Raw genomic sequence first — 23,593 nt, forward strand, 5'->3', positions numbered from 1 at the left:
CTCCTCTCGTATCTCTCTTTGGTTGCCCAAAGGGCATCACAGCCTCGTAATCAATGAGCAATTGATGCAAAAGCATCATTGCAACTTTTAATCAGTGATTATCACCAAAGAGACAGTCAAGCTAAATTAAGTGATCTCCTTAAGCAAACTAAGCTTAAAGAAGTCACAGGGGGTATAAAAAGACTTTTTAGCTCTTTGGTTAGACTGTGATTAAGTTAAAGATCTGAAGTCTAATTTCTTCATTCTTGATAGTAATAATTTAGAGTTAATTTTTCAATCCTTTTTGGATGAAAATCTCTAAATTATTTCTATAAATGTATTATACGAGGTGGTAAAAGTGAATATATTCCGTAACTTTCTTGCACTACAACTCCTTATATGCTCTATTTTAGCAGTTTTTAGTTTTGGAAATGATGATTTTAAATCACTCTCTGCTGAGACAAAACAGTTGGTAAAGGTCTTTGATGTAAAAGGTCACCATGGAAAACTTGTTCGTTTTGAAAAAGTTGATGGAGTATGGCAAAAAGTTGGCGATAGCTGGGTAGTTAATGTAGGAAGAAACGGCGTACATAAAAGAAAAGAGGGTGATGGAAAGACTCCATCCGGTTATTTTGAGCTTATAGATGTTTACGGGTATAAAGATATAGAAACATCTATGCCTTTTTTCATCTCTACTAAAGATACCATCTGTGTAGATGACAGCAATTCAAGATACTACAATCGCATTGTAGAGGCAGAAAATGTCAAAAAAGATTTTAAGAGTTTTGAGTGGATGAGGCGAGATGATGATCTTTATGAGGTTGTAGTTACAGTTGGCTATAATAGATCTAATCAACCTAACCTTGGGTCTTGCATCTTTTTACATATAGCAAATGGCAATAAACCTACGGCAGGTTGCGTAGCGATGGATCGTGATCACATTTTTAAATTGGTTAAATGGCTCGATCCGAAAAAAGAACCATTAATACTTATTATGGACTGAATTGATAATAGATATTTTCATTATACTCTCATATAATTAAGTACTTTTTTAAAACAGATACCATTAATTGCGAGACTAAAGTCTCGACCCCATCTTGGGGATGGGACTTCAGTCCCAAAAATTAGTTGGTGTTTCTATTGGTTAGATAATTACAAAAATATAATAGTTTATTGTATATTTTATAGCTTTATAAATGATTAAAAATTAATCAGCTTATATAAATATTATGTTGTAAAATAAATATCATAAATTTTAGGAGTAAAAAATGTATGATATCATTTCTGCATATGAGCAGCATAAAGAAAAAATTGATTCTTTCATTATTCAATCATTTGTAGCAAATTCACCTTTGTCTAGATTTGAAGAGAGCAATTATAAAAAGTTATTTAATGTATTTCCATCTTTGGAACTTATTTATATTGTAAACAAAGATTTTATTCAGATATCAGATAATATTTATCAAAATAGATCTATTTCCAAGTCAAAAGGCAGAAGTAGAGCTTATTTAATGGATAGAATGCGAAAGCTTGATGAAACTATTAAAATCTCCTCTCCCTACATAAGTTCAGCTACAGGAAGCATATGTATTACAGTAGCTAAACAGGAGGGAGAAAACTATATATTTATGGATTTTGAACTTGGAAAGTTAATGGGAAGACTTGGACTTCTTGATATTCATTACCAGTTTTCAAAAATTACAAAAACTGTTTATCTGATTTCAAGTACAGCTCTTGGTCTATTTGCTCTGTTACTTGTAGGGTATGCTTTGATATCTTTTATAAATCAAATTATTTTAGAGAGCAATTATACTTTAGAATCAATTTTTAAACCTATAATTGCAATAACACTTGGTCTTGCTGTATTTGATTTAGCTAAAACTGTTATCGAGCAAGAGGTTGTTTTTAAGAGTTATACTTCTAGTGCAAAAAATGAAAATAGAATGTTTAAGAAATTTCTTATTTCAATTATCATAGCTCTCTCTATTGAAGCAATGATGAGTGTATTTAAAATATCTTTGCAAGATTTTACTATGATGATCCATGCTTTTTATCTTATAGCAGGTATTGCTTTAATGATTATATCTTTAGCAATATATGATAAGTTTTCTTATAAGCTAAATTAATAACTCAGGTTAGTAGATAACACGGGCCAAATATAATCCTTGAGGTGGTGCCAGATGAGTGGTATGCATAGTTTTTCCTGCAAGTTGCTCATCTATTTGTTGTAGTGTAATGTTATTGTGCATATAATTCATACAAGCTGCTACAATCATTCTTACCTGCGATCTTAAAAAGCCGTTAGCTTCAATATATAGCATTATGTAACGTCTGAAATTTTTTACATCTGTCCGAAAAATTGTACGAACCGTTGAGCCAGGATCACTCCCTTTTTTGTGAAAATAGCAAAAGTCATGTGTTCCTTCAAAGAGTTTAAGTGCCTCTTTAAGTTTTTCAGGGTCACTGTGGTGTAAGTGGCAGGCATAAAGGTTTTCAAATGGTGTAGGAGGAGTTGATTTGAATACATAGCGGTAGATACGTCGTTTAGCATCAAACCTTGCATGAAATGTATCTCTTACCGGTGTAATTGTTTTTATTTGAATATGTGGAGACAAAAGTCGGTTATATACGGTTTTTAGTTTTTCAAGACTGTTTTGCCAGTGAGATGGAAGGTCGAAGTGTATTACCTGTCCTGTAGCATGTACAGCACGGTCTGTTCTTCCACTGCCAACAATAGCAGAGTCAATTCCAAGTTTTTCAGCAGCTCTAGTTAAAGCACCTGAAACTGTTTTAGGCGTTGTAGATTGGGCTTGAAATCCATAAAATGCTGCTCCATCATAAGAGATAACTGCTTTTACACGCAACTTTAAAACCTTGTTTGAACTTTTTTATAAAAAAGTAAAGCTCCTAAACTTGTAAAGAGCAAAGCAAATACCAATGTTCCTATAGGAGTAGCTTTTGCAAGACTTGAAACAACTCCGTAGTAAGTGGCTGTCACTGCTAAAATTATGATATATCCGTAATTTTTATCATATCTTGGATGCAAAATACCAAATGCAAAAGCCCAAAAAAGTGTTACTAATGGAAAGAGGCTTATGGCTATGGATATTATCAAATCTTTCATCCGTTTTGAATTTTTTAGAGCAAAAAGCCAATACTCTGGAATATTTTGATAAGAAAAGGGTTCTAATCTTACATCGTGGTACATTTTCATCGTATTGTAGTTGATTTGATCAATTTTACTCTCGCCTATACGATATGCTTGTCCATTTTTCAATATTAGACCAGGAGTGCCATTTTCATTGAAAAAATTGCCCTTTTTTGCAATTAGAAACTGCTCCTCTTTAGGGTTTGAAGCATTATAAAGTACAATATTGTTCAATACTCCATCTTTATCTCTTGATTCTAAAAAAACCATCCAGTCACCAAACTTTTGACCAAATTTACTTGCTTCAATATTTACAACCGCATTAACGCTTTTGTAGTGGATGAATGATTTAGTTAACTGCTTTGTTATAGGTATCAAAACAAGAGAAAGAACTGATAGTGTTATACTAAGCAGCAAAACTGGTGGTATAAATGTGGCTAACATACGAATAGGTGATATTCCAAATGAAAATAGAACAACTGACTCGTAATCGTTAGATAGTTTATTTAGTGTAAGAATTAGAGCAGTAAAAAATGTTATTGGTAAGGTATAAAAAAGCATCATAGGAAGTGAGTAACCATACATGAGAAGCATTTCAGATGCATCCATGTGTGTTACTTCAGTCAGTTTGGCTATACGTACAAAGAGTATTAGTGAGCCAATAGCTATAATTGGCATAAATATGGAGAAAAAATAGCCAGAAAATGAGTATAGCAGATAGCTTGATATTTTACGCATAAAGCAGATTCCACCATTTTAAAAGAGTATCATTAAAAAAGTAGACTATTAATGTTCCAAGTGCTAAAAATGGTACAAATGGAACCATGTGATTACGAGCAAAAAGAGCTGGAATAATAGCAAGCAAAGCAGCTGTATATATGGCTATAAGTACTGAAGGAAAACCAAGTAAAGAACCCATTGTAGCAGCTATTATTATATCTGCTTCTCCAAGAGCATCTTTTTTAATAATCTTTTTTACAACCAACCCCAGTAGAAAGAGTGACAGTGCCATAATGGCAGCATCTTTAAAATTTGTAATCAACTCACTTTGGTAATATGTAAAGTTTTTCAAATCTTGTGTCAAGTAATCTTCTGCAAAGTTAAATAGAGGCAGTAGCAAAGCCAGTGCAAGTGCTGTAAAATTTAATGAATCTGGTACTGCAAAGTATTTAAAATCTATAATAGAGAGTGCAAACAGTAAAGAAAATATTAGACTGATAATAAACCAGTTAACGCTAATTCCCTCTTTGAAACTTATAAAAAGAAATATAGCTGCTGTTATAAGCTCAACCATTGGGTACATTTTACTTATAGGAGTTTTACAAAAAGCGCACTTTCCTTTAAGAAGAAGCCAAGAGAGAAGAGGTATGTTATGCCAAGGTTTAAGCGTATGGTTACATACAGGACAGTGTGAAGCAGGAAATACAATATTTTCATTTTTGGGAATTCTTACTATGAGGACATTTAGAAATGAGCCAATAGCAAGCCCAATTAAAAATGCAAATAGATAAAACATTATATGCCCCCAAATCGGCGTTCACGAAGTTTGTAATTTTCGATAATAGTCTCCAAATCATCTGGAGTAAAATCTGGCCAAAATGTTTGTGTAAAGAAAAGTTCTGCGTATGCAGATTGCCAAAGCAGAAAGTTTGAAAGTCTTTGTTCTCCACCTGTTCGAATTAGCAGATCTACAGGTCCAAACTTTGAGCTTTCAATATTCTCTTCAAGCAGTTGTGGAGTTATCTGCTTATTTTCTCCTCTTAATTTCTCTGCAGCTCGAGCTATCTCATCTTGTGAGCCATAGTTTAAAGCAAGAACTTGTGTAAGTTTCTTAAAGTGCTTAGTCATCTCTTTTAGTTCACTAATTTGCTTTTGCAAACCAGAAGAAAATTTTGAAAGATCACCTATTGTTTCAAACCGTACCTCATTTTTTATATATGTAGGAGCCTCTTTTTTCAAGTAGTTGCTTAAAAGTTTCATTAAAAACTCTACTTCCATTTTTGGACGTTTCCAGTTTTCTGTACTGAATGCATAGAGGGTTAAAACCTCAATTTCAGGATGGTTGGATGCATAAGTTGTAATTGTTCGGACAACATCAGCACCTTTTTCATGCCCTTTAACTCGCTTCAATCCTCTTTCTGTTGCCCATCGTCCATTACCATCCATAATAATTGCGATATGTCTTGCTATATTCTTTTGCACTCATTATCCTTTTATATCTAGAAGAGAGACAAGATTTACACCATCCCAGAAAGGTAAAACAGGTGTGTCTGCCTGTATAATGTTTATAGAAGAAAATCCTTCAAGTCTGTTGCTATATTTTTTTAAAAGTCCAATACTTCGAGGGTAAAAAAGTTTTAGTTTTAAATGCTTTGATCCATTTAACAAGGTGATTTCTCCTTCTATTGGACCTAAATTATTCATTGCTGCATAAAACTCTATACTATCTTTATTGAATTCTCTATTTTTTTGTTTGCCTTTTCGCATTTGTAGAAGCATCTTTTTCCCATTTTCAATTATAGGTATAGTAAAAACTCCATTATGAAGTGAAAGAAGCATTTGGGTTAAAGTTGCAAACTCATCTTTATTGTTAGTTGCAGCCATTGTTTGCATTATTTGATTTTTAATATTTTCTATAGATTTACTTTTTTCTGAAATAGATTTAAAAAAATCATGGTTATATTCTAATGGTAAAAATTTTTGCAAAAGTAGCGGTTTAGGATGTAAATGTTTTAGTTGTATTATGCCCTCTTTAGTTTGAGACATTTGAATCCAATACTCTCTGCCATTCTCAAGAGGTGTATTGCTTTTAGTTGTAAATTTATGTCTTCCCAGTTGAATTAGAAAAGAGTTTTTACCCTCTTTTTTTAATACTTTTATTCCTACTTGAAGTAGTGCATTCACCTCTATTGCAGATAGTTTACTAAGTAGTGCTTTAGTAGCATTGATGGGATTTAGTCCATATATCATTGTTCTTTTAAATTCTCCAAAATAGAAAAAGCTATATTTAACTTGTCATTACGTGGAATATCGATATTTTCTTTATCTTTTCTAATGAGTGTAACACTGTTTGTATCTGTACCGAAACTCTTACTGTTTTCAAGTATATTTAAAGCTACAGCGTCTACACCTTTTTCTTCTAAAAGAGTAGTAGCGTTTTTTAAAGCATTAGCCTTATCCATTTCAGCTTTAAATGCAACTGTTTTAATACCATCTTTGTTTATAGTTTTTAAGATATCTGGGTTTTTAACCATTTCGAGTATCCATTTGTCATCTAAGATACTTTTTTTAAGTTTTCCTTGTTGAGGGAAAGCAGGGCGATAGTCACTAACAGCGGCAGCCATAAAGAGCCAAGGAGTTTTTTGTATAAGCTGTGGTTGAGAGATATCATTATGAAATGATGGTTTAGAAAGAATACCTTTTTTTGCAATACGAAGAGCATCTATTGTATATTGAAGCATCTCATCTGTACTCTCAACTTTTATGACATGTACAGGAGGAATATCTTGTGGCTCACGAGTTGTTATGTAGCATACATCTGCTCCCTTTGCATAGAGTGCTGTAACAAGAGATTCAGCCATTTTACCACTAGAAAAGTTAGTTAAATATCTAACATCATCAATTTTTTCAATTGTTCCTCCACCTGTTACAACTACACGTCTATTTGTCCAAAAATCATCTGCAAATAGATATTTAGAAGAGGTTGCAAAGATGACTTTTGGATCAGCCATAGCACCATTTCCTACAGTATTACAGGCAAGTTTACCAACTTGAGGCTCAACAACTTCTAGGCGATGAAGTTTTAATCGTTTAATATTTGCTACAGTTGTTGGGTTTTCTATCATTTTAGTATTTGCAGCCGGGCATAAAAGAATAGTTTTATCAAAAGCAAGTGCTGTTTGCAGTAGCAAATTGTCTGCTATACCATTTGCTAATTTATTTATTGTATTTGCACTAGCAGGAGCGATTATAAAGATATCTGCCCATTCTCCAATACCAATATGGTTAAGATCGCTGCACCAAGATTCATTTTTCTCTTCTAAAACAGCATTCCCGCTTAAAGCTTCAAATGTAAGAGGAGTTACAAAGCGTTTGGCTGCTTCTGTCATAACGATACGTACATTTGCCCCAGCATTAATAAATAGTCGAACTAATTCACAAGCTTTATAAGCTGCGATGCTTCCGCTTACACCAATAAGGATATTTTTTCCATCCATTTTAAGTTGACTTACCATGCTTTATTCTTCTCTCTTAAAAAATTTATAGAAAAAATCTCTTATACTTTTTTGTGGAGTTCTTGATATAGCCAAAGAACCCTCTTTTACATTTTTGGTTACAGTTGTACCTGCCGCAATAATTACATTATCTTCAATTGTAACCGGTGCTACCAATTGAGTATCACTTCCTACAAATACATTTTTTCCAATTTTAGTTTTATATTTTTTAATACCATCATAATTACAGGTAATAGTTCCTGCTCCAATATTGGTTCCTTCATCTATTTGTGCATCACCCAAGTAGCTTAAATGTCCAGCTTTGACACCTTTGAGATGAGACTTTTTAACTTCTACGAAATTGCCTATATGAGTATCTATAAGAGTAGAGCCAGGTCTTATTCTTGCCATAGGACCACAACTGGAGTTTTTAATTTCAGCATCTTCTATAACTGTATGTGATTTTATATGGCTAGTTTCTATAACACTCTCTCCATGAATTGTTACACCATTCTCAAGTATGCACTCTCCACTAAATTTTACACGGCTATCTATGTAGATTGTTGAAGGTAGATGCATAGTAACACCTGCTTGCATCCACTTTTTTCGAATTCTTTTTTGCATTAATTCTTCAGCTTCTGAAAGATCAAAGCGTGAGTTAACTCCTTTGAACGCATCTTCTTCAACCCATACAGGCTTAATTTGAAGTTTGTCATCTTTTGCCATTTTTATTATATCGGTAAGATAGTATTCACTTTGTGCATTGTCATTGGAAAGTTTAGGCAAATATCTGTTTAGTACATCTTGCTTGAACACATAGATGCCTGCATTGACTGTTTTGATCTTTTTTTGATCATCGGTACAATCTTTCTCTTCAACAATTGCTTGTACTTCACCATTTTCAACTATTACACGACCATAACCAAATGGGTTTTCAAGTTCAATAACGCTCATTACAATATCTGCTTCGCAAGAGACAAGAGGTTGTAATGCTTCATCAGTTACAAGAGGCATATCACCGTTAAGAACCAATACACGCTCATGCTTTACATCAATATTCATAACGGCTCCACCAGTACCCGGAAAGTTTTTATGGTCTTGAATTTTAAACTTTATATTGTTAAATGATTCATTAATTGACTTTTGAATTAGATCAGCTTGATGGTATAAAACTACAGTAATATCATCACTTAGGTTTTGAGCAGCTTTAATGCTGTAATGAATCATAGGCAAACCACTTATAGGATGAAGAACTTTAGGAGTATTTGATTTCATCCGTGTACCTTGGCCTGCTGCCAATATGATGACAGAAAGTGACATAGAGCAATCCTGTTTACTATAAATTTTAGGTGATTTTAACGCAATAAAGATTAAAATGTGCCAAATCTTAGTATAAGAGAGATTCTCTCTAATATCCTCGTTTAGCCAATGTTGTGACGAAAATAAATATTCAGGAGTGTCGATGGATTTAGGCAGTGTCATCGGTTTGGTATTGATTCTTGGCCTTTTGTTTGGTGCTATGGCAATGGGTGTTGGGATCGGGCCTTATATCGATATTCCATCTGTTCTTATCGTTATCGGTGGTTCTATTGGAGCCCTGCTGGTTGCCTTTAAAATGGAGCAGATGAAAAATTTCGTCAAAATTTTTATGATTGCCATTAAACCTCCACAAGAAGATGTTCCTGAACTTATTAAAAAATTGGTTGAATACTCCACTCAAGCACGTAGAGATGGAATTCTTTCATTGGAAGCTGCTGCAAATAATGAAACAAATGAGTTTTTAAAAAAAGGGCTTTCAATGGCAGTTGACGGAAATGAACCAGATACTATCCGTGAAATGCTTGAAATAGAGATGGAGCAGACAAGCGAACGACATAAAGGAAATGCTGCAATTTTCAGTCAGTGGGCAGGTCTTGCAGGTGCAATGGGTATGATTGGAACACTAATTGGTCTTGTTGCAATGCTTTTAAACATGTCAGATCCAAGTGCTATTGGACCTTCAATGGCAGTTGCATTGCTTACAACAATGTATGGTGCAATGATTGGTAATATTTTTGGTTCTCCTATTGCCAATATTCTTAACATTAGAGATGCTGATGAGTACTTGGTAAGAACAATAATTTTAGAAGGTATTATGTCTATACAAGCAGGAGATAATCCACGTACTCTTGAATCAAAACTATTAGCATTTTTACCTCCTAATGAACGTATAAGTCAGTTTGAGTAGGATTTTAAATGGGTAAAAAGAAGTGTCCTGAGTGTCCTGAATGTATGCCAGAGTGGCTGGCTGCATTTGGAGACTTAATGAGCCTTTTGCTCTGTTTCTTTGTGTTGCTTTTATCAATGTCGACAATGGATGCAAAAAAGTTAGAAGAGGCTATTGGCTCTCTTGCCGGGGCATTAAGCGTTCTTGAAGGTGGTATGCGTTCAGAGTCTGATGATCGTAGGTTAGAAGAGGGAACAGGTGGTGGTGCTGCATCAAAAGATCCTACGCAAATTCAAACTTCCAGTGCTATGCAAGCACAAATGGCTGAACAGGTAAGCCAAATGATGATGCAGTTAGTATCTCTTAAAAATGAGATAAATGAGCTAATTATGAGTCAGGGAGCAACTCCTGTAACTTTAGAAGAGTCTGAAAAAGGCTTTCTTCTTCGTTTGCCGGCAGAACTTCTTTTTAAACCTGGTCAAGCAAAAATAGAGAGTATGGATGCTATTTTATTTTTAAAACGTATAGCAATGATCATAAATAAGCTTCCAAATACATTGCAAGTTAATGTGCGTGGTCATACTGACAATGTTCCTCCGGGACCTAGTAGTCCTTATCGTGATAATTGGGAGCTTTCAGCAGCAAGAGCAGTTTCAGTTGTAAAAGAGTTAATTAAAGATGATGTAACTCCTAAACGTTTGTCAGCTTGTGGCAATGCAGAGTTTAAACCTATTGCTACAAATGCAACACCTGAAGGTCGTGCTAAAAACAGAAGAGTTGACCTCTATTTCTTTTCAAATGAACCTGAAACTGAAAGTAAAGCCAGAAAAAGTATATTGGACACTAATCTTGGTCCGGTATCTGCAGGAAATTGATGCGTAAGTTACTAATACTATTTTTACTGCTAACCTTTCCGCTTTATGCTGCAGTTGAAATACCAACTGTAAATCTGTCATTAAGTGCACCAACAGAGCCGAAAGATCTAGTTACTACTCTAAACATTGTTATTGTTTTAACTCTGTTGGCACTTGCTCCATCACTTATTTTGGTAATGACAAGTTTTGTACGTTTGATTATTGTCTTTGCATTTTTGCGTCAGGCAATGGGAACACAGCAATCACCACCTACTCAACTTCTTGTAACTCTTTCTCTTGTTATAACACTTTTCATCATGGAGCCTGTTGGTAAAAAAGCTTATGAAGATGGTATAAAGCCATATATGGATAAAAAGATAGGGTATGAAGTAGCATTTGATAGAGCAATTGAACCTTTTAAAAAATTTATGCTAAGAAATACTAGAGAGTCAGATTTGGCACTATTCTACAGAATCAGACATTTGCCCAATCCAAAAACAGAAGCAGATGTAACTTTGCCAATATTACTACCTGCTTTTATGATTAGTGAGCTCAAAACTGCTTTTGAGATAGGCTTTTTAATTTTTTTGCCATTTTTGGTTATAGATATGGTTGTAAGCTCTGTGCTTATGAGTATGGGTATGATGATGCTTCCGCCTGTAATGATCTCTTTGCCGTTTAAAATTCTTATTTTTGTTCTTGTTGATGGCTGGAATCTTTTAATTGGAAATCTTGTGGAGAGTTTTAAATGATATGTAAACATTTTGGTGAATGTGGAAGTTGTTCATTGTATGAGATGACATATAGTGAACAGCTTGATATGAAAAAAGAGAATTTACAAAAGCTTTTAGAGCCTTTTTATAATGAAAATATTAAAGCTTTTACTTCTGAAAAAGAGTATTTTAGAGCAAGAGCAGAATATAAAATATACCACAAAGACAATTCAGTTTTTTATGCGATGCGTCATTTAGATAAAAAAGCTTACGTAACTCTTGAAGAGTGTAAGATGGTTTCTCAGCCTATTCAAAAGCGAATGTGGAAACTTTTGGAGCTATTTAATGTGTGCGATGAATTGAAAAATCGTCTTTTTGGAGTTGAGTTTTTATCATCTTCAACTGATGATGTTTTGATTACTATGCTCTACCATAGAAAACTTGATGAATCATGGATGCAAAAAGCAAAAACTCTTGAAAATGAGCTTAGTGCAAAAATTATAGGTCGAAGCCGGAAACAGAAGATTGTTTTGAGTGAAGAGTTTGTAACAGAAACACTTAACATCAATGGCAAAAGTTATCATTACCTACATTATGAGCAGAGTTTTACTCAGCCAAATACAAAAGTTAATGAGAAGATGATTGAGTGGGCAGTAAATCAAGCAAAATCATATGGAAAAGGTGATTTTTGCGAGCTTTATGCTGGCAGTGGAAATTTTACTTTGCCAATATCTAATCTTTTTGAAAAAGTTATAGCAACTGAAATATCTAAACGTTCAATTTATGCAGCACTGGAAAATTGTAAGCTAAATAATATAAACAATATTACATTTATTCGTATGAGCAGTGAAGAGTTCACAGAGGCTTTAGAAAAAGTGCGGACCTTTACCCGTTTAAAAGATATAGATCTTGATAGCTTTGATATCGGTACTATTCTTGTCGATCCGCCAAGAGCAGGACTTGATGAGCAAACTAAAAGTCTAATCTCTAAATTTGATACGATTATATATATCTCTTGCAATCCAAATACTCTAGCTAGGGACCTTGAAACACTATGTAAGACACATAATGTAAAAGATGCTGCACTTTTTGATCAGTTTCCTTACACCCACCATATGGAGGCAGGTGTCGTTTTAACAAAGAGATAGGAGTGATTTAATCTCACTCTCCACCAGATGGCAGCCCTGAGGCTTTCCAGTCAAAAACGTACCCATCTTCAAGATTGTAGACATTTTCAAAGCCATTTTTAGCTAGCTTGTTTGCTGCATAAACAGATCTTTCACCACTTCTGCATAAAATAATAAGAGGTTTTTCCAAGTTGCCATGTGTTAGTTTTTTTACCTCTTCAACAAACTTTTTGTTTTCATCCATCATTGGACGGTATGTCTTTTTTACATGAATTGCTTTTTGCTTTTTAGTTTCTACTTCGGCAACTTTTACTCTTGTCTTAAGAGGTGGCAGATCTACACGAACAAAAAAGACTGGGATATTTACAGAGCCAACAGCATGTCCAGCATACAAAAACTCCACAGGATCACGTACATCTATGAGAATTGCTCCCTCTTTTTTTATTAACTCCATTGCCTCTTTTGCATTAATATCTTCTTGATACTCCATATCTTCTGCAAACAAAGCAGTAAATAATAAAACTAAAATTGCAAAAGTCATTACTCTCATTTTTAACAATCCTTTGTTGGTAAATAAAATTTTTGAATTGTAGCATATTTCTTGTTATACTCATTACAATGAGAATGATTATCAACACAATTGACATTATAGATCTTTTGCTCTATAATTTGGCAAAAAATAATTAAAACAGGATGCAGGAATGAAATCAGTAACCGAATGTTCCATAGGAACCAAAGGTGTAATAGTTCGCATAAAAGCAAAAGAACCTGTTAAAGGACGGCTATTTTCTTTAGGTCTGGCTAAAGGGAGTGAACTTAAAGTAGTTGATCATACCTTAGCTAAACAGACTTGGGAAGTTGAGAGTGACGGAACAAAGATAGCTTTACGTGAAGAGGAAGCTGCTTCTGTTTTTATTGAACCTGTTGAAAATGGAGAGTAGAGAATTGAAAACTATCAGAGTAGCTTTGGCTGGACAGCCAAATGTTGGAAAATCGTCTATTATTAACTCTATTACCGGTGCAAGGCTCCATGTAGGTAATTTTTCTGGTGTTACAGTAGAAAAGAAAGAGGTTTTTATAGAAAAAGATGGCTATGAGATAGAGATAGTCGATTTACCTGGAGTCTATTCATTAAATGCATATACACCTGAAGAGCATGTTGCAAAGAAATTTCTTTTTGAAGAAGATTATGACTTAATAGTAAATGTTGTAGATGCAAATACACTCTCTAGAAACCTCATATTTACGATGCAGCTTATGGATATGCAAAAAAAGATGATTTTGATTGTAAATATGATAGATGAGGTTGAGAAACAGGGTGGTAGAGTTGATAAAGATAAATTAGAAGAGCTTCTTGGTATTCCTGTTATTTTAACTTCTGCAAAAGAGCATCGTGGAGTTGATGAAATAGTTGATCAGATAATAAAAACATATGAAGATGATAAACCAAAAAATAAACTCTTTTATGACGAGCGGATTGAAGTACAGATAGAAAAAATTGTAAAAGTTTTACATAAATCAACCCATTTTAAAGATCCTGACTATGCTCGTTTTATAGCCATTCGTTTGTTAGACAGAGATGAAGCAGTTTATAAAGTTATACATGATCTTCCTATTTTCATTGAGTTGCATGAACTTTTAGGAAAAGTATACAGAGAGTTAGAGTTAGAGTTTGATGAAGAGAGCACAAGCGATATTTTAAGTGATGAAAGATACGCTCTATCTAAAGCATTAGTAATGGAAGCACTTCAGTCACCTCCAAAAAGAGTTTCACTAACAGATAGAATAGACAAAATTCTTATTCATCCTATATTTGGATTGCCTATTTTTCTATTTTTTATGTGGCTTCTTTTTCAATTGACATTTGAAATTGGATCAATTCCTATGGAGTTGATTGACAGCTTTTTTACTGAGATATCGAATATAGTCATTAAAGTGGTACCTGATGGTCCTATCCAGTCTGCTTTAGCAGATGGGGTTATTCCTGCTGTAGGCTCCATTATAATGTTCTTGCCTAATATTTTAATTCTTTTTATGGGAATAAATCTTCTTGAACAGACAGGCTATATGGCACGTACAGCATTTTTGCTTGATGGTTTTATGAAAAAGTTTGGTCTTCAGGGAAAAGCTTTTATTCCTCTTGTTAGCGGCTTTGGCTGTACAGTTCCAGCCTATATGGCAGCTAGAACTCTTAAAAATCCGACAGATAGAATAATTACAATGCTGGTACTTGGCTTTATGAGCTGTTCAGCAAGGCTTCCTGTTTATGTTTTACTGATTGGTGCTTTTTTCCCAACATCATCAGCTGGAAATATTTTGTTTATCATATATATTAGCGGTGCTATTTTAGGTCTTATTTTTGCTAAAATTTTAAGAGTAGTTCTATTTAAGGGAGAGCCTGAACCATTTGTAATGGAGATGCCCCCATACCGTTTTCCATCTCTTAAAGCACTTTCTATGGAGCTTTGGATAAAAGCAAAACTTTTTATAAAAAAGGCTGGTACATTTATTGCCGGAGCTTCTATGCTTATCTGGTTTTTAAGTGCCTATCCAAATAATCCTGCTATTGAAGCCAAATATCTTCAAAAAATTGAGGCTACAACAGATATATCACAAAAAGAGCAGCTTAAAAATGAGATGGTGGCTGAGAAGCTTGGAGCCAGTTACCTTGGTCAGATAGGTAAAATAATTGAACCTGTTTTTGAACCTTTAGGGTTTGATTGGCGTATATCTGTTGCAACTATTTCAGGTTTGGCTGCAAAAGAGGTTGTTGTATCTACTTTGGCTACTCTTTATGCTGTTGGTGATGCAGATGAGAACAGCAGCACTCTTGTAGAAAGATTGCGTGAAAATGTTACATTTAAAGCTGCTATTGCACTTATTGTTATTATTATGATCTACTCTCCTTGTATTGCCGCAATGAGTACATTCTGGGCAGAGGTTCCACAGTGGGCTTGGAGAGGATTTTATCTGATATATCCAAATGTCCTTGCTTGGATTATGGCATTTAGTGTTTATAGAATACTTGATATGATGGGCTTTTAGAGGTCCACTTAAGTAGTGTTTTGATATACTAAGTTAAAAATTACTAAAGGGTATAGTAAATGGAATGTGAATTCCCAACAGTTAATACCGATTTAAGTGAGATAAAAGAGATTTTTCAAGAAGTAAAAACTATAGCAGTGGTTGGACTTTCTCCAGATCCTGAAAAAGCAAGTTATCGTGTTGCCAAATACCTTCAACAGGAAGGTTATAAAATTGTTCCTGTTTACCCTAAAGAGGATGAAATATTAGGTGAAAAAGTCTATAGAACTTTAGCTGAAATACCTTTTCCTGTAGATATGGTTGATGTTTTTAGAAAATCTTCAGCAGTAGGTCCTATAGTCGAAGCTTGTAAGAGTAGGGGAGATGTAAAAGTGGTGTGGTTGCAGGTAGGAATTGTCAATAATGAAGCAGCTGAGAGCGCTGTAAAATCTGGAATGAAAGTGGTACAAAACAGATGTGCCATGGTAGATCATAGAAATATTTTATGATTACGCTAAAAGATATAGAGTTGGCCCATGAAAGGGTCGCGAAAGTAGTATCTAAAACACCATTTTCTTACGCTCCCAAATTGTCAAAAACAACTGGTTATGAAGTTTATCTGAAAAAAGAGAATTTGCAAAATACAGGCTCATTTAAGCTCAGAGGTGCATTTAATAAAATTGCATCTCTTAGCAATAGTGAACGTGCTAAAGGTGTTGTTGCAGCAAGTGCAGGAAATCATGCTCAAGGTGTTGCTTTAGCTGCAGAATATTTTGGTATTCCAGCAACTATTGTTATGCCTGAAACAACACCTTTAACAAAAGTTGATGGTGTAAAGTCATACGGTGCTGAAGTTGTTTTATCAGGTATGAATTATGATGAAGCATATGCATATGCAGTTGAGTATGCCAAAAAAAATAATAGATTTTTTGTGCATCCATTTGCTGATGAACAGGTGATTGCTGGACAAGGCACTATTGCTCTTGAAATATTTGATAAATGTGAAAAACCAGATGCTATTTTAGTACCTGTAGGTGGTGGTGGGTTAATTAGTGGAATTGCTTTGGCTGTTAAAGCTATTTCACCTGAAACAAAGGTAATTGGTGTAGCTGCATCTGGAGCACCTGCTATGAAACTTTCGTTTGATGCAAAAACGCCAATTGATACAACAAGTGTCAGAACAATTGCTGATGGCATAGCTGTACGAGATACTTCTCCTGTTACTCTTGAATATATTTTAAAATTTGTCGATAATATTGTACTGGTAGATGATGAAGAGATAGCAAATGCAATTTTATATCTGCTTGAGAAGCAAAAACTTGTAGTTGAAGGTGCAGGGGCTGTAAGTGTTGCTGCACTCATTCACAATAAAATTTCTCTACCAAAAGGTGCAAAAGTAGTAAGCCTTTTAAGCGGAGGTAATATTGATGTTACAATGTTATCTGTAATTATTGAAAAAGGTTTATTGAAATCATACAGAAAAATGAAATTGGTTGTTACACTGGTTGATAAACCTGGTAGTTTGATGAAGCTTACAGAAATCCTTAAAAATGCACAAGCAAATATTGTACAAATAGGGTATGACCGTACTTCATTGGATCTAAAGTTTGGAGATGCTTATGTCTCTATTGGTCTTGAAACTAAAGGTAAGTCTCATCAAGAGGAGATAAAAAAACTATTGCATACGCATGGTTACAGATTTGAAGAGGAACATTAATTAGTCATGGTTATAGAGAAACGTCTACATTTAAAATCGCGAATTACTGCATTAAAACCTTTGGAAAATGGTGGTCTTGTTGTTATAGATGGTTCAAATGCTGTACGTTTTTTTAAATCAAATCCTATTGAAATAGAGGATGGATTTAAAGCAGCTTTTAATGGTAATGAGCAATTATATCAAGGATGTGACGTATCTATTGATGGCAAATTTGTTGCTTTTTGTGCTGTAAAAGATGGTGTTCTTGTATTTTTGTCCAAAAATAAAAAGTTAGTTTATCGTTTTAAGAGACATGAAGGTGAAGTTGAAAGTGTATGTATAAGTCCAAAGTATAACTATCTTGCAACAGGAGGGCAAGATGGAAAAACATTTCTTTGGAACTTGTCAAATGGTAAAATGGTTGCTTCTCTTCCACACCATGCTGATTTTGTAACTGCTATAGCTTTTAGTCAAAATGGTAGATGGATTGCTACAGGAAGTTATGACAGAAAAATAAAAGTTACAAATGTTCTCTCTCTAGGTAAAGAGATAGTACTTAAAGCACATAGTCAAGCGATTACAAATATTCATTTTATTAGTGATAACAGACTTGTTTCATCTGATAAAAGTGGCGGCATACTTGTATGGGACTATTTTTCAAAAAAACTTATTGTACGTCTTGAAAAGATGTTGGATGAAGTTACTTCATTATCTTTTACACCTGATGGAAAGTTTATGTTTGCATCAGATAAGAGTGGATATGTCTCTCTTTATGATATGCAAGAATATTCTTTAATTTCACAAAGGTATATTTACTATTCAAATCCAATTAGAAAGTTAGCATACATTCCTGATGGAAATCATTTGGTTGTTGGTTTGGACAATGGTGAACTGGTTTTTCATGCTCCATTGAAAGAGGAAGATAAACTTCGTGAATTTATAGAAAATGGAAAATATTCTGATGCACATGAACTTATTAAGAGTAACCCTCTTTTAAGATATACTGATGCATTTATAGAGCTTGAAGCAAAATGGGAAGAGACTTATCAGCAAGCATTACTGTTTCTTGAGTCTGGGAAAATAGACAAAGCAAAAAAAATATTTGAGCCATTTAAAGATGAGCCTTCAAAACGACTAATAATTCAAAAACTGCTTAGTGATTATAAAGAGTTTGAAAAATTTAAACAGGCGGTATTGTCAAAGAAGTATCCTGTTGCATACTCAATTGTTAATCAGTCACCTATGCTAAAAGAGAATAGATATTATAATGCAATGGAAGATGAGTGGCAACGAGCATTCAGTGAAGCTAAAAAGATAATATTAAAAACTAAGAGTGATGATAAAGTTAAAGAGATACTAAAACCATTTAGAGGAATTTCATCAAAGGCAACACTAATTCAATCTCTTTTAGCAGAGAAAGAGGTATATAGATTATTTATGCGTCTGATTTCTAAAAAAGATTATAAAGATGCTTTAGAACTTGCTAAAAAATATCCAATAATTCAAGAGTTTGATGAGTATAAAAAAATTGAAAAAATAAGCGAAATTCTTTTAGCTAAAGCACAAGAAGCATTCACAAAAGGTGAGTATGCCGAGACAATAAAATATGCAAAAGAGTTAATGGAATATCCTGATAAAAAGGCTATTGCTGAAGAGTTGATTGAACAAGCAACAACATATATGAAAACACTCAGATATTTTTCTGAAAAAAATTATGCTGCTGTTTATAAAATGGTAGAACTTTATCCTTATCTTTTAGAAACAAAAATTGTAGAAAAACTCGAACAAGCTTGGCAAAAAGTTGTTGAGAAAGCAGAAACTTTTGCATCAAAAGGTGATGTGATAGCTTTAAAAAAGATATTGAGTTCATTCTATTCATATCCTCAAAAGCACCATAGAATAGTTTCATTTTTCAAAGAGGCATATATAGTGCAGATTGAACGACTAATAAGAGAGAAAAAACCGGAAGCAAAAAAAGCAATTATGCGCTATGTAGACATATTTGGTGAAGATGATGAAATATTAGCATTAATGATAGAGATAGGATTGAAAGAACGCTTTGAAAAAGAGGCTGTTCCATATAGTTCTATTAAAATAGAATCATTACCTGATTCATTGATTTAAAGATATTTATATGGTTAGTATTGATCTTGGGTCCAATACAATAAGAGGTATTGAGATTGAGTGTAATACTTTGAAAAAAGTAGCTGAATATGAAAAAATAGTAAAGACAGCTGACAATTTGCATAAAACAGGGTGCATTTCAGACGAAGCAGTTGAACGAATTATAAATGCTATTGGTGAAATGCGTAATCATTTAAACCTTGAACATGGGGTAAAAGCTGTAACAACTGAAGCAATAAGACGTGCTAAAAATGGTCTTAAGGTAATAAATTTAATAAAAAATACTACAGGTATAGAGTTTCAAATAATTGATGGTAAAAAAGAGGCATATTATACTTTATTAGCAGTAGTTAGTAGGCTGGAAAAACTTAAATTTAAGGCAAAAAAATTTATATTGGTAGATATTGGTGGTGGATCTACCGAGTTGATATTTTTTAATAATAATAAAGTTAATGTAAAAAGTTTTCCTATTGGCATAGTTACAATAGCTCAGAAATATAAAACAAAAGATAATATAATTGAAAATCTTCCATCTGAGATGGATGGTATAAAATATTTTATAGATGAGTATTACAAAGTTGCAGAAAAACCGGAAATATTCATTTCAACAGCAGGAACTCCTACAACAGTTGCTGCAATGAAGCTTGGAATGAATTATAAAACCTATGATGCAAATCGCATTAATGGTGTTTTTCTGCAAAAAGAGGATCTGAAGGAGCAAATGGAACGTCTCTTGTCTTTAGATGAAAAGTCAAGACAAGAGTTAGTTGGTGTTGGTCGCGAAGATCTGATTGTTGCAGGTATACTCATCTTTCGATACCTTTATGATTTGCTTGGATTCGACAAAGCTTGCGTTGTCGATGACGGGTTGCGTGAAGGTGTTGCAATTGCTGAGTGTAAGCAATTAAACATTGATGAAATATTTCATTAACCAATTTTAAGATATAATCGAAAAATTTTAGAATCTAGGAGATACGGCCATGGAGATGACCGGCGCACAGATGGTAATCGAAGCGATGAAGCTAGAGGGAGTTGATACAGTTTTTGGCTACCCTGGCGGCGCAATAATGAATGTTTATGATGAATTATATAAACAGAATGACTTTAAACATATTTTGACACGACATGAACAGGCTGCTGTTCATGCAGCAGAAGGATATGCCAGAGCTACTGGCAAGGTTGGTGTTGCATTTGTAACCAGCGGCCCTGGTTTTACCAATGCAGTAACAGGTTTGGCTACAGCCTATATGGATTCAATCCCTCTTGTTGTTATAAGTGGGCAGGTTCCTATATCTTTAATTGGAACAGATGCATTCCAGGAGATTGATGCTACAGGAATTAGTCGTGCTTGTACAAAGCATAACTATCTTGTTAGAAGTGCTAAGGAACTTCCACGTATTTTAAAAGAGGCATTTTATCTTGCCAATAGTGGACGACCAGGACCTGTTCATGTTGATATTCCAAAAGATGTAACAGCTGAAATTGCAAAGTTTGAGTATCCTGCGGAAGTAGATATTCCTACATACAAGCCTACAACCAAAGGTAATGTAAGACAGATTAAAAAGGCAGCAGAAGCAATTTGCAATGCAAAAAGACCTATATTTTACCTTGGAGGGGGTGTCATTCACTCCGGTAGTGCAGATTTAGTTAGAGAGCTTGTTTCTGCAACACAGATTCCAGCTGTTGAAACATTGATGGCAAGAGGCGTTTTAGCTCACGACGATCCAATGCTTTTGGGTATGGTTGGAATGCATGGTAGCTATCAGGCAAATATGGCTATGAGTGAAGCAGATCTTATGATCGCTCTTGGACCACGCTTTGATGACAGGGTTACAGGAAAGCTTAGTGAATTTGCAAAACATGCAAAAATAATTCATGTAGATATTGACCCAAGTAGTATTGGTAAGCTTGTAGATGTTGATTACCCAATTGTTGGTGATCTTAAAGATGTACTTGAAGTAATGATTCCTAAAGTTAAAGAGTGTGTTGACCCTGATAAATATCAAGCTTGGAGAGAAATTCTTAAGCGTTACAATGAGATACACCCGTTAACATATGAAGATAGTGACAAAGTTCTTAAACCACAGTGGGTTATTGAGCGAGTTGGAGAGCTTTTAGGTGATCAGGCAGTAATCTCTACTGATGTTGGTCAGCATCAGATGTGGACGGCACAATTTTACCCATTCAGTTTTCCAAGACAGTTTATTACAAGTGGAGGTTTGGGAACAATGGGATTTGGTTTCCCAGCAGCTATGGGTGTTAAAAGAGCAAGACCAGATAAAGTAAGCATTAACTTTACTGGTGATGGCTCGATTTTGATGAATATTCAAGAGCTTGTAACGGCTGTTGAATCTCGTTTGCCTGTTATTAATATTATTTTAAATAACCACTATCTTGGTATGGTTAGACAGTGGCAGACATTCTTTTATGAAAAGAGATATGCAGAAACAGATTTGAGTTTCCAACCAGATTTTGTACGTCTTGCTGAAGCTTGTGGTGGAGTAGGGTATCGTGTTGAGACTAAAGAAGAGTTTGACGAGGCTCTTAAAGATGCAGTGGAGAAGGGTGTAGTTGCTATGATTGATGTTATTGTCGATCGTAATGAAAACGTTCTTCCAATGGTTCCAAGCGGTGGAACGCTATATAATATGATGTTAGAATTCAAGGATTGATGATGAAAGTTGAAAGAAGAGTTATTTCAGTAATTGTCCAGAATGAACATAGCGTCCTTACCCGCATCACAGGTCTTTTTGCTGCTCGCGGATATAACATTGAGACATTGACAGTTGCTCCTATTCCAGATAGTGATATGTCACGTCTTACGATTGAGACAAAGGGAAATGTTCGTGTTATAGAACAGATTATCAAGCAGCTTCATAAGTTGATTCCTACGTTCAAAGTTATTGAACATGAAGAGATGATTGAGAAAGAGATGGTTTTGATGAAGTTTCCAATCAATGAATCTCTAGCAAATATTCAAGCTCTTTGTGAAGCATATAATGGCGGCATTATGAATGTAAGTAGTCAGCATATCATTACTATGGTTGCAGATGAGCCTAAGCGTGTTAAGCACTTTATTGAAGCTGCACAGCGTTTTCACCCTGTAGAGGTTGTTCGTGGCGGTGTTGTAGCTATGGAACGTGACTAAAGGTTACAGATGGAAAATTATATCTCACATCTCGAACGGAGTGATGGGTGAGGTTAGTTGAGTTAGTAGAAAAGATTGGCATCTCTTATAGTGGAGAAGATTGTGAAATTGTTGGCATAAATACATTAAGAGATGCCAAAGAAGATGAGCTTAGTTTTTTAGATAACCCAAAGTATTTAAAAGATTTGGGGCAAACAAAGGCTGCTGCTGTTTTAGTATCTAAAAAGTATGAGAGTGCAGTACCTAAAGATAGCATAGCTTTAGTAGATGATGAACCTTACCTTAAGCTTGCATTTGCAAGTAAGTTTTTTGCCCCTGAAGTAATGAAAAAAGAGGGTAATGAGCCAAAGTTTGGTAAAAATTGCAATATTGGAAGCAATGTTTCATTTGGTAAAGATGTTGTAGTTGGTGACAGAGTTACAATAATGCCTGGATGCTTCATAGGTGATGATGTAGAGATAGGAGATGATACTGTTATCTATCCTAATGTTACTATTTATCATCAGTGTAAAGTAGGCAGTAAATGTATTATTCACTCTGGAACAGTAATTGGAAGTGATGGGTACGGATTTGCTCATACTAAAGATGGTAAGCATATAAAACTTTATCAGCTTGGCAATGTAGTAATAGAAGATGATGTTGAGATAGGCTCAAATTGCTCTATAGATCGTGGGGCATTAAAATCGACAGTGATCAAAGAGGGTGTAAAAATTGATAATCTAGTTCATATAGCACATAATTGTGAGATAGGTGAACACTCTTTAATTACAGGTCAAGTTGGAATTTCTGGTTCTACAAAACTAGGTCGCAATGTTGTAATGGGTGGACAAAGCGGTACAGCTGGACATCTTGAAATAGGACCTTTTGCAACAATTGCTGCACGAGGTGGTGTAACTAAATCTATTCCAGGGAACAGAGTTTATGCAGGCTTTCCACTAATGGAACATAAAAAATGGTTAAAATTAAATGCCATGCTTTCAAAATTTCTTAGAAAAAGTGATACAATAGTAAAGTAAAATTTTGATTACCTATTTTAAATAAAGCCGTTTTATAAGAAACAACTTAAACGGCTGAAATTTTAAAAAAAAACATACCTTTTTGTTTCATTTTTAAAACACTTCAAAACTGCGAAGTGTTTTGATGATGAAACATAAGTTTCATCAATAACACTAACAAGGTATCGGCTTGTAGTTTAATAGAGCCGATATAGTTTGATTTTTGTTGTTGTGTTAGCTCTTTAACAATTCATTGTCAATGGCACAAATACAATCAAGAGGAAGTGCTATCTATTTTGTTGGTTGTGCAACAAATACTCTCTTAGGATCATAAGGTGTATTATGCACATAGATTGCATAGATAA

23 protein-coding genes are annotated in these 23,593 nt (G+C 34.3%); 15 read left to right on the top strand and 8 right to left on the bottom strand.

The features are described from left to right. Positions 1–337 precede the first annotated feature (337 nt). Positions 338–982, top strand: coding sequence for a L,D-transpeptidase family protein (locus BM227_RS09720; protein WP_177202035.1), 645 nt, complete (start codon positions 338–340; stop codon positions 980–982). 265 nt (positions 983–1,247) lie between these two features. Then, complete coding sequence (locus BM227_RS09725; protein WP_092913451.1) at positions 1,248–2,105, top strand: hypothetical protein; 858 nt, start codon at positions 1,248–1,250, stop codon at positions 2,103–2,105. Between the two features lie 9 nt (positions 2,106–2,114). Here the strand turns inward: BM227_RS09725 and truA are convergent, their stop codons facing one another. Genes truA through glmU form a run of 7 tightly spaced genes read right to left on the bottom strand, consistent with a single transcriptional unit; the run spans position 2,115 to position 8,661 of the window. After that, positions 2,115–2,843, bottom strand: coding sequence for a tRNA pseudouridine(38-40) synthase TruA (gene truA, locus BM227_RS09730; protein ID WP_092913453.1), 729 nt, complete (start codon positions 2,841–2,843; stop codon positions 2,115–2,117). 2 nt (positions 2,844–2,845) lie between these two features. Continuing rightward, positions 2,846–3,865 (bottom strand): LptF/LptG family permease, encoded by a 1,020-nt coding sequence (locus BM227_RS09735; RefSeq protein ID WP_092913455.1) that lies wholly within the window; start codon positions 3,863–3,865, stop codon positions 2,846–2,848. Continuing rightward, on the bottom strand, positions 3,858–4,643 hold the full coding sequence (locus tag BM227_RS09740) for a prepilin peptidase (RefSeq protein WP_092913457.1): 786 nt from the start codon (positions 4,641–4,643) through the stop codon (positions 3,858–3,860). Before BM227_RS09740 ends, BM227_RS09735 begins: the two co-directional genes overlap by 8 nt. Then, positions 4,643–5,329 (bottom strand): di-trans,poly-cis-decaprenylcistransferase, encoded by a 687-nt coding sequence (locus BM227_RS09745; RefSeq protein ID WP_218147942.1) that lies wholly within the window; start codon positions 5,327–5,329, stop codon positions 4,643–4,645. The genes BM227_RS09740 and BM227_RS09745 overlap by 1 nt, the downstream gene beginning before the upstream one ends. Before the next feature lie 3 nt (positions 5,330–5,332). After that, positions 5,333–6,097 (bottom strand): hypothetical protein, encoded by a 765-nt coding sequence (locus BM227_RS09750; RefSeq protein ID WP_092913459.1) that lies wholly within the window; start codon positions 6,095–6,097, stop codon positions 5,333–5,335. Further along, the gene (coaBC, locus tag BM227_RS09755) at positions 6,094–7,362 is read right to left on the bottom strand and encodes a bifunctional phosphopantothenoylcysteine decarboxylase/phosphopantothenate--cysteine ligase CoaBC (RefSeq protein ID WP_092913461.1); all 1,269 of its coding nucleotides are present in this window, start codon (positions 7,360–7,362) and stop codon (positions 6,094–6,096) included. The genes BM227_RS09750 and coaBC overlap by 4 nt, the downstream gene beginning before the upstream one ends. Before the next feature lie 3 nt (positions 7,363–7,365). Further along, a complete protein-coding gene (glmU, locus tag BM227_RS09760) occupies positions 7,366–8,661 on the bottom strand; it encodes a bifunctional UDP-N-acetylglucosamine diphosphorylase/glucosamine-1-phosphate N-acetyltransferase GlmU (RefSeq protein ID WP_092913463.1) in 1,296 nt (431 codons plus the stop codon). Between the two features lie 142 nt (positions 8,662–8,803). Here glmU and BM227_RS09765 point away from each other — a divergent pair, with 142 nt between their 5' ends. Genes BM227_RS09765 through trmA form a run of 4 tightly spaced genes read left to right on the top strand, consistent with a single transcriptional unit; the run spans position 8,804 to position 12,262 of the window. Further along, positions 8,804–9,568 carry a motility protein A gene (locus BM227_RS09765; protein WP_092913465.1) on the top strand — a complete coding sequence of 255 codons (765 nt, stop codon included), beginning with the start codon at positions 8,804–8,806 and terminating at the stop codon, positions 9,566–9,568. An 8-nt stretch (positions 9,569–9,576) separates the two neighbouring features. Then, positions 9,577–10,422: a flagellar motor protein MotB gene (locus BM227_RS09770; protein WP_092913467.1), complete on the top strand. Its 846-nt coding sequence runs from the start codon at positions 9,577–9,579 to the stop codon at positions 10,420–10,422. Beyond that, entirely contained in the window at positions 10,422–11,153 is a 732-nt protein-coding gene (gene fliP / locus BM227_RS09775; RefSeq protein ID WP_092913469.1) for a flagellar type III secretion system pore protein FliP, read from the top strand. Before BM227_RS09770 ends, fliP begins: the two co-directional genes overlap by 1 nt. Beyond that, complete coding sequence (gene trmA, locus BM227_RS09780; RefSeq protein WP_092913471.1) at positions 11,150–12,262, top strand: tRNA (uridine(54)-C5)-methyltransferase TrmA; 1,113 nt, start codon at positions 11,150–11,152, stop codon at positions 12,260–12,262. The genes fliP and trmA overlap by 4 nt, the downstream gene beginning before the upstream one ends. 13 nt (positions 12,263–12,275) lie before the next feature. Here trmA and BM227_RS09785 read toward each other — a convergent pair whose 3' ends face one another. Next, the gene (locus BM227_RS09785) at positions 12,276–12,791 is read right to left on the bottom strand and encodes a rhodanese-like domain-containing protein (protein WP_092913474.1); all 516 of its coding nucleotides are present in this window, start codon (positions 12,789–12,791) and stop codon (positions 12,276–12,278) included. A gap of 151 nt (positions 12,792–12,942) precedes the next feature. Between BM227_RS09785 and BM227_RS09790 the strand changes: the two genes are divergently transcribed. The 9 genes from BM227_RS09790 to lpxD are packed head-to-tail and all read left to right on the top strand — an operon-like array spanning position 12,943 to position 23,249. Beyond that, positions 12,943–13,182 carry a FeoA family protein gene (locus BM227_RS09790; RefSeq protein WP_092913476.1) on the top strand — a complete coding sequence of 80 codons (240 nt, stop codon included), beginning with the start codon at positions 12,943–12,945 and terminating at the stop codon, positions 13,180–13,182. Positions 13,183–13,186: 4 nt separating this feature from the next. After that, entirely contained in the window at positions 13,187–15,286 is a 2,100-nt protein-coding gene (gene feoB, locus BM227_RS09795; protein WP_092913493.1) for a ferrous iron transport protein B, read from the top strand. 59 nt (positions 15,287–15,345) lie between these two features. After that, complete coding sequence (locus BM227_RS09800; RefSeq protein WP_092913478.1) at positions 15,346–15,774, top strand: CoA-binding protein; 429 nt, start codon at positions 15,346–15,348, stop codon at positions 15,772–15,774. Continuing rightward, a complete protein-coding gene (gene ilvA, locus BM227_RS09805) occupies positions 15,771–16,982 on the top strand; it encodes a threonine ammonia-lyase (RefSeq protein WP_092913480.1) in 1,212 nt (403 codons plus the stop codon). Before BM227_RS09800 ends, ilvA begins: the two co-directional genes overlap by 4 nt. Positions 16,983–16,988: 6 nt before the next feature. After that, on the top strand, positions 16,989–19,085 hold the full coding sequence (locus tag BM227_RS09810) for a WD40 repeat domain-containing protein (RefSeq protein WP_092913482.1): 2,097 nt from the start codon (positions 16,989–16,991) through the stop codon (positions 19,083–19,085). Between the two features lie 10 nt (positions 19,086–19,095). Further along, complete coding sequence (locus BM227_RS09815) at positions 19,096–20,016, top strand: Ppx/GppA phosphatase family protein (RefSeq protein WP_092913484.1); 921 nt, start codon at positions 19,096–19,098, stop codon at positions 20,014–20,016. A gap of 49 nt (positions 20,017–20,065) precedes the next feature. Next, positions 20,066–21,757 (top strand): acetolactate synthase large subunit, encoded by a 1,692-nt coding sequence (locus BM227_RS09820; protein WP_092913486.1) that lies wholly within the window; start codon positions 20,066–20,068, stop codon positions 21,755–21,757. A 2-nt stretch (positions 21,758–21,759) separates the two neighbouring features. Then, complete coding sequence (gene ilvN / locus BM227_RS09825) at positions 21,760–22,233, top strand: acetolactate synthase small subunit (RefSeq protein WP_218147943.1); 474 nt, start codon at positions 21,760–21,762, stop codon at positions 22,231–22,233. A 47-nt stretch (positions 22,234–22,280) separates the two neighbouring features. Then, a complete protein-coding gene (gene lpxD / locus BM227_RS09830) occupies positions 22,281–23,249 on the top strand; it encodes a UDP-3-O-(3-hydroxymyristoyl)glucosamine N-acyltransferase (RefSeq protein WP_092913489.1) in 969 nt (322 codons plus the stop codon). Positions 23,250–23,593: the final 344 nt, after the last annotated feature.

Source organism: Hydrogenimonas thermophila, from assembly GCF_900115615.1.
Taxonomy (GTDB): domain Bacteria; phylum Campylobacterota; class Campylobacteria; order Campylobacterales; family Hydrogenimonadaceae; genus Hydrogenimonas; species Hydrogenimonas thermophila.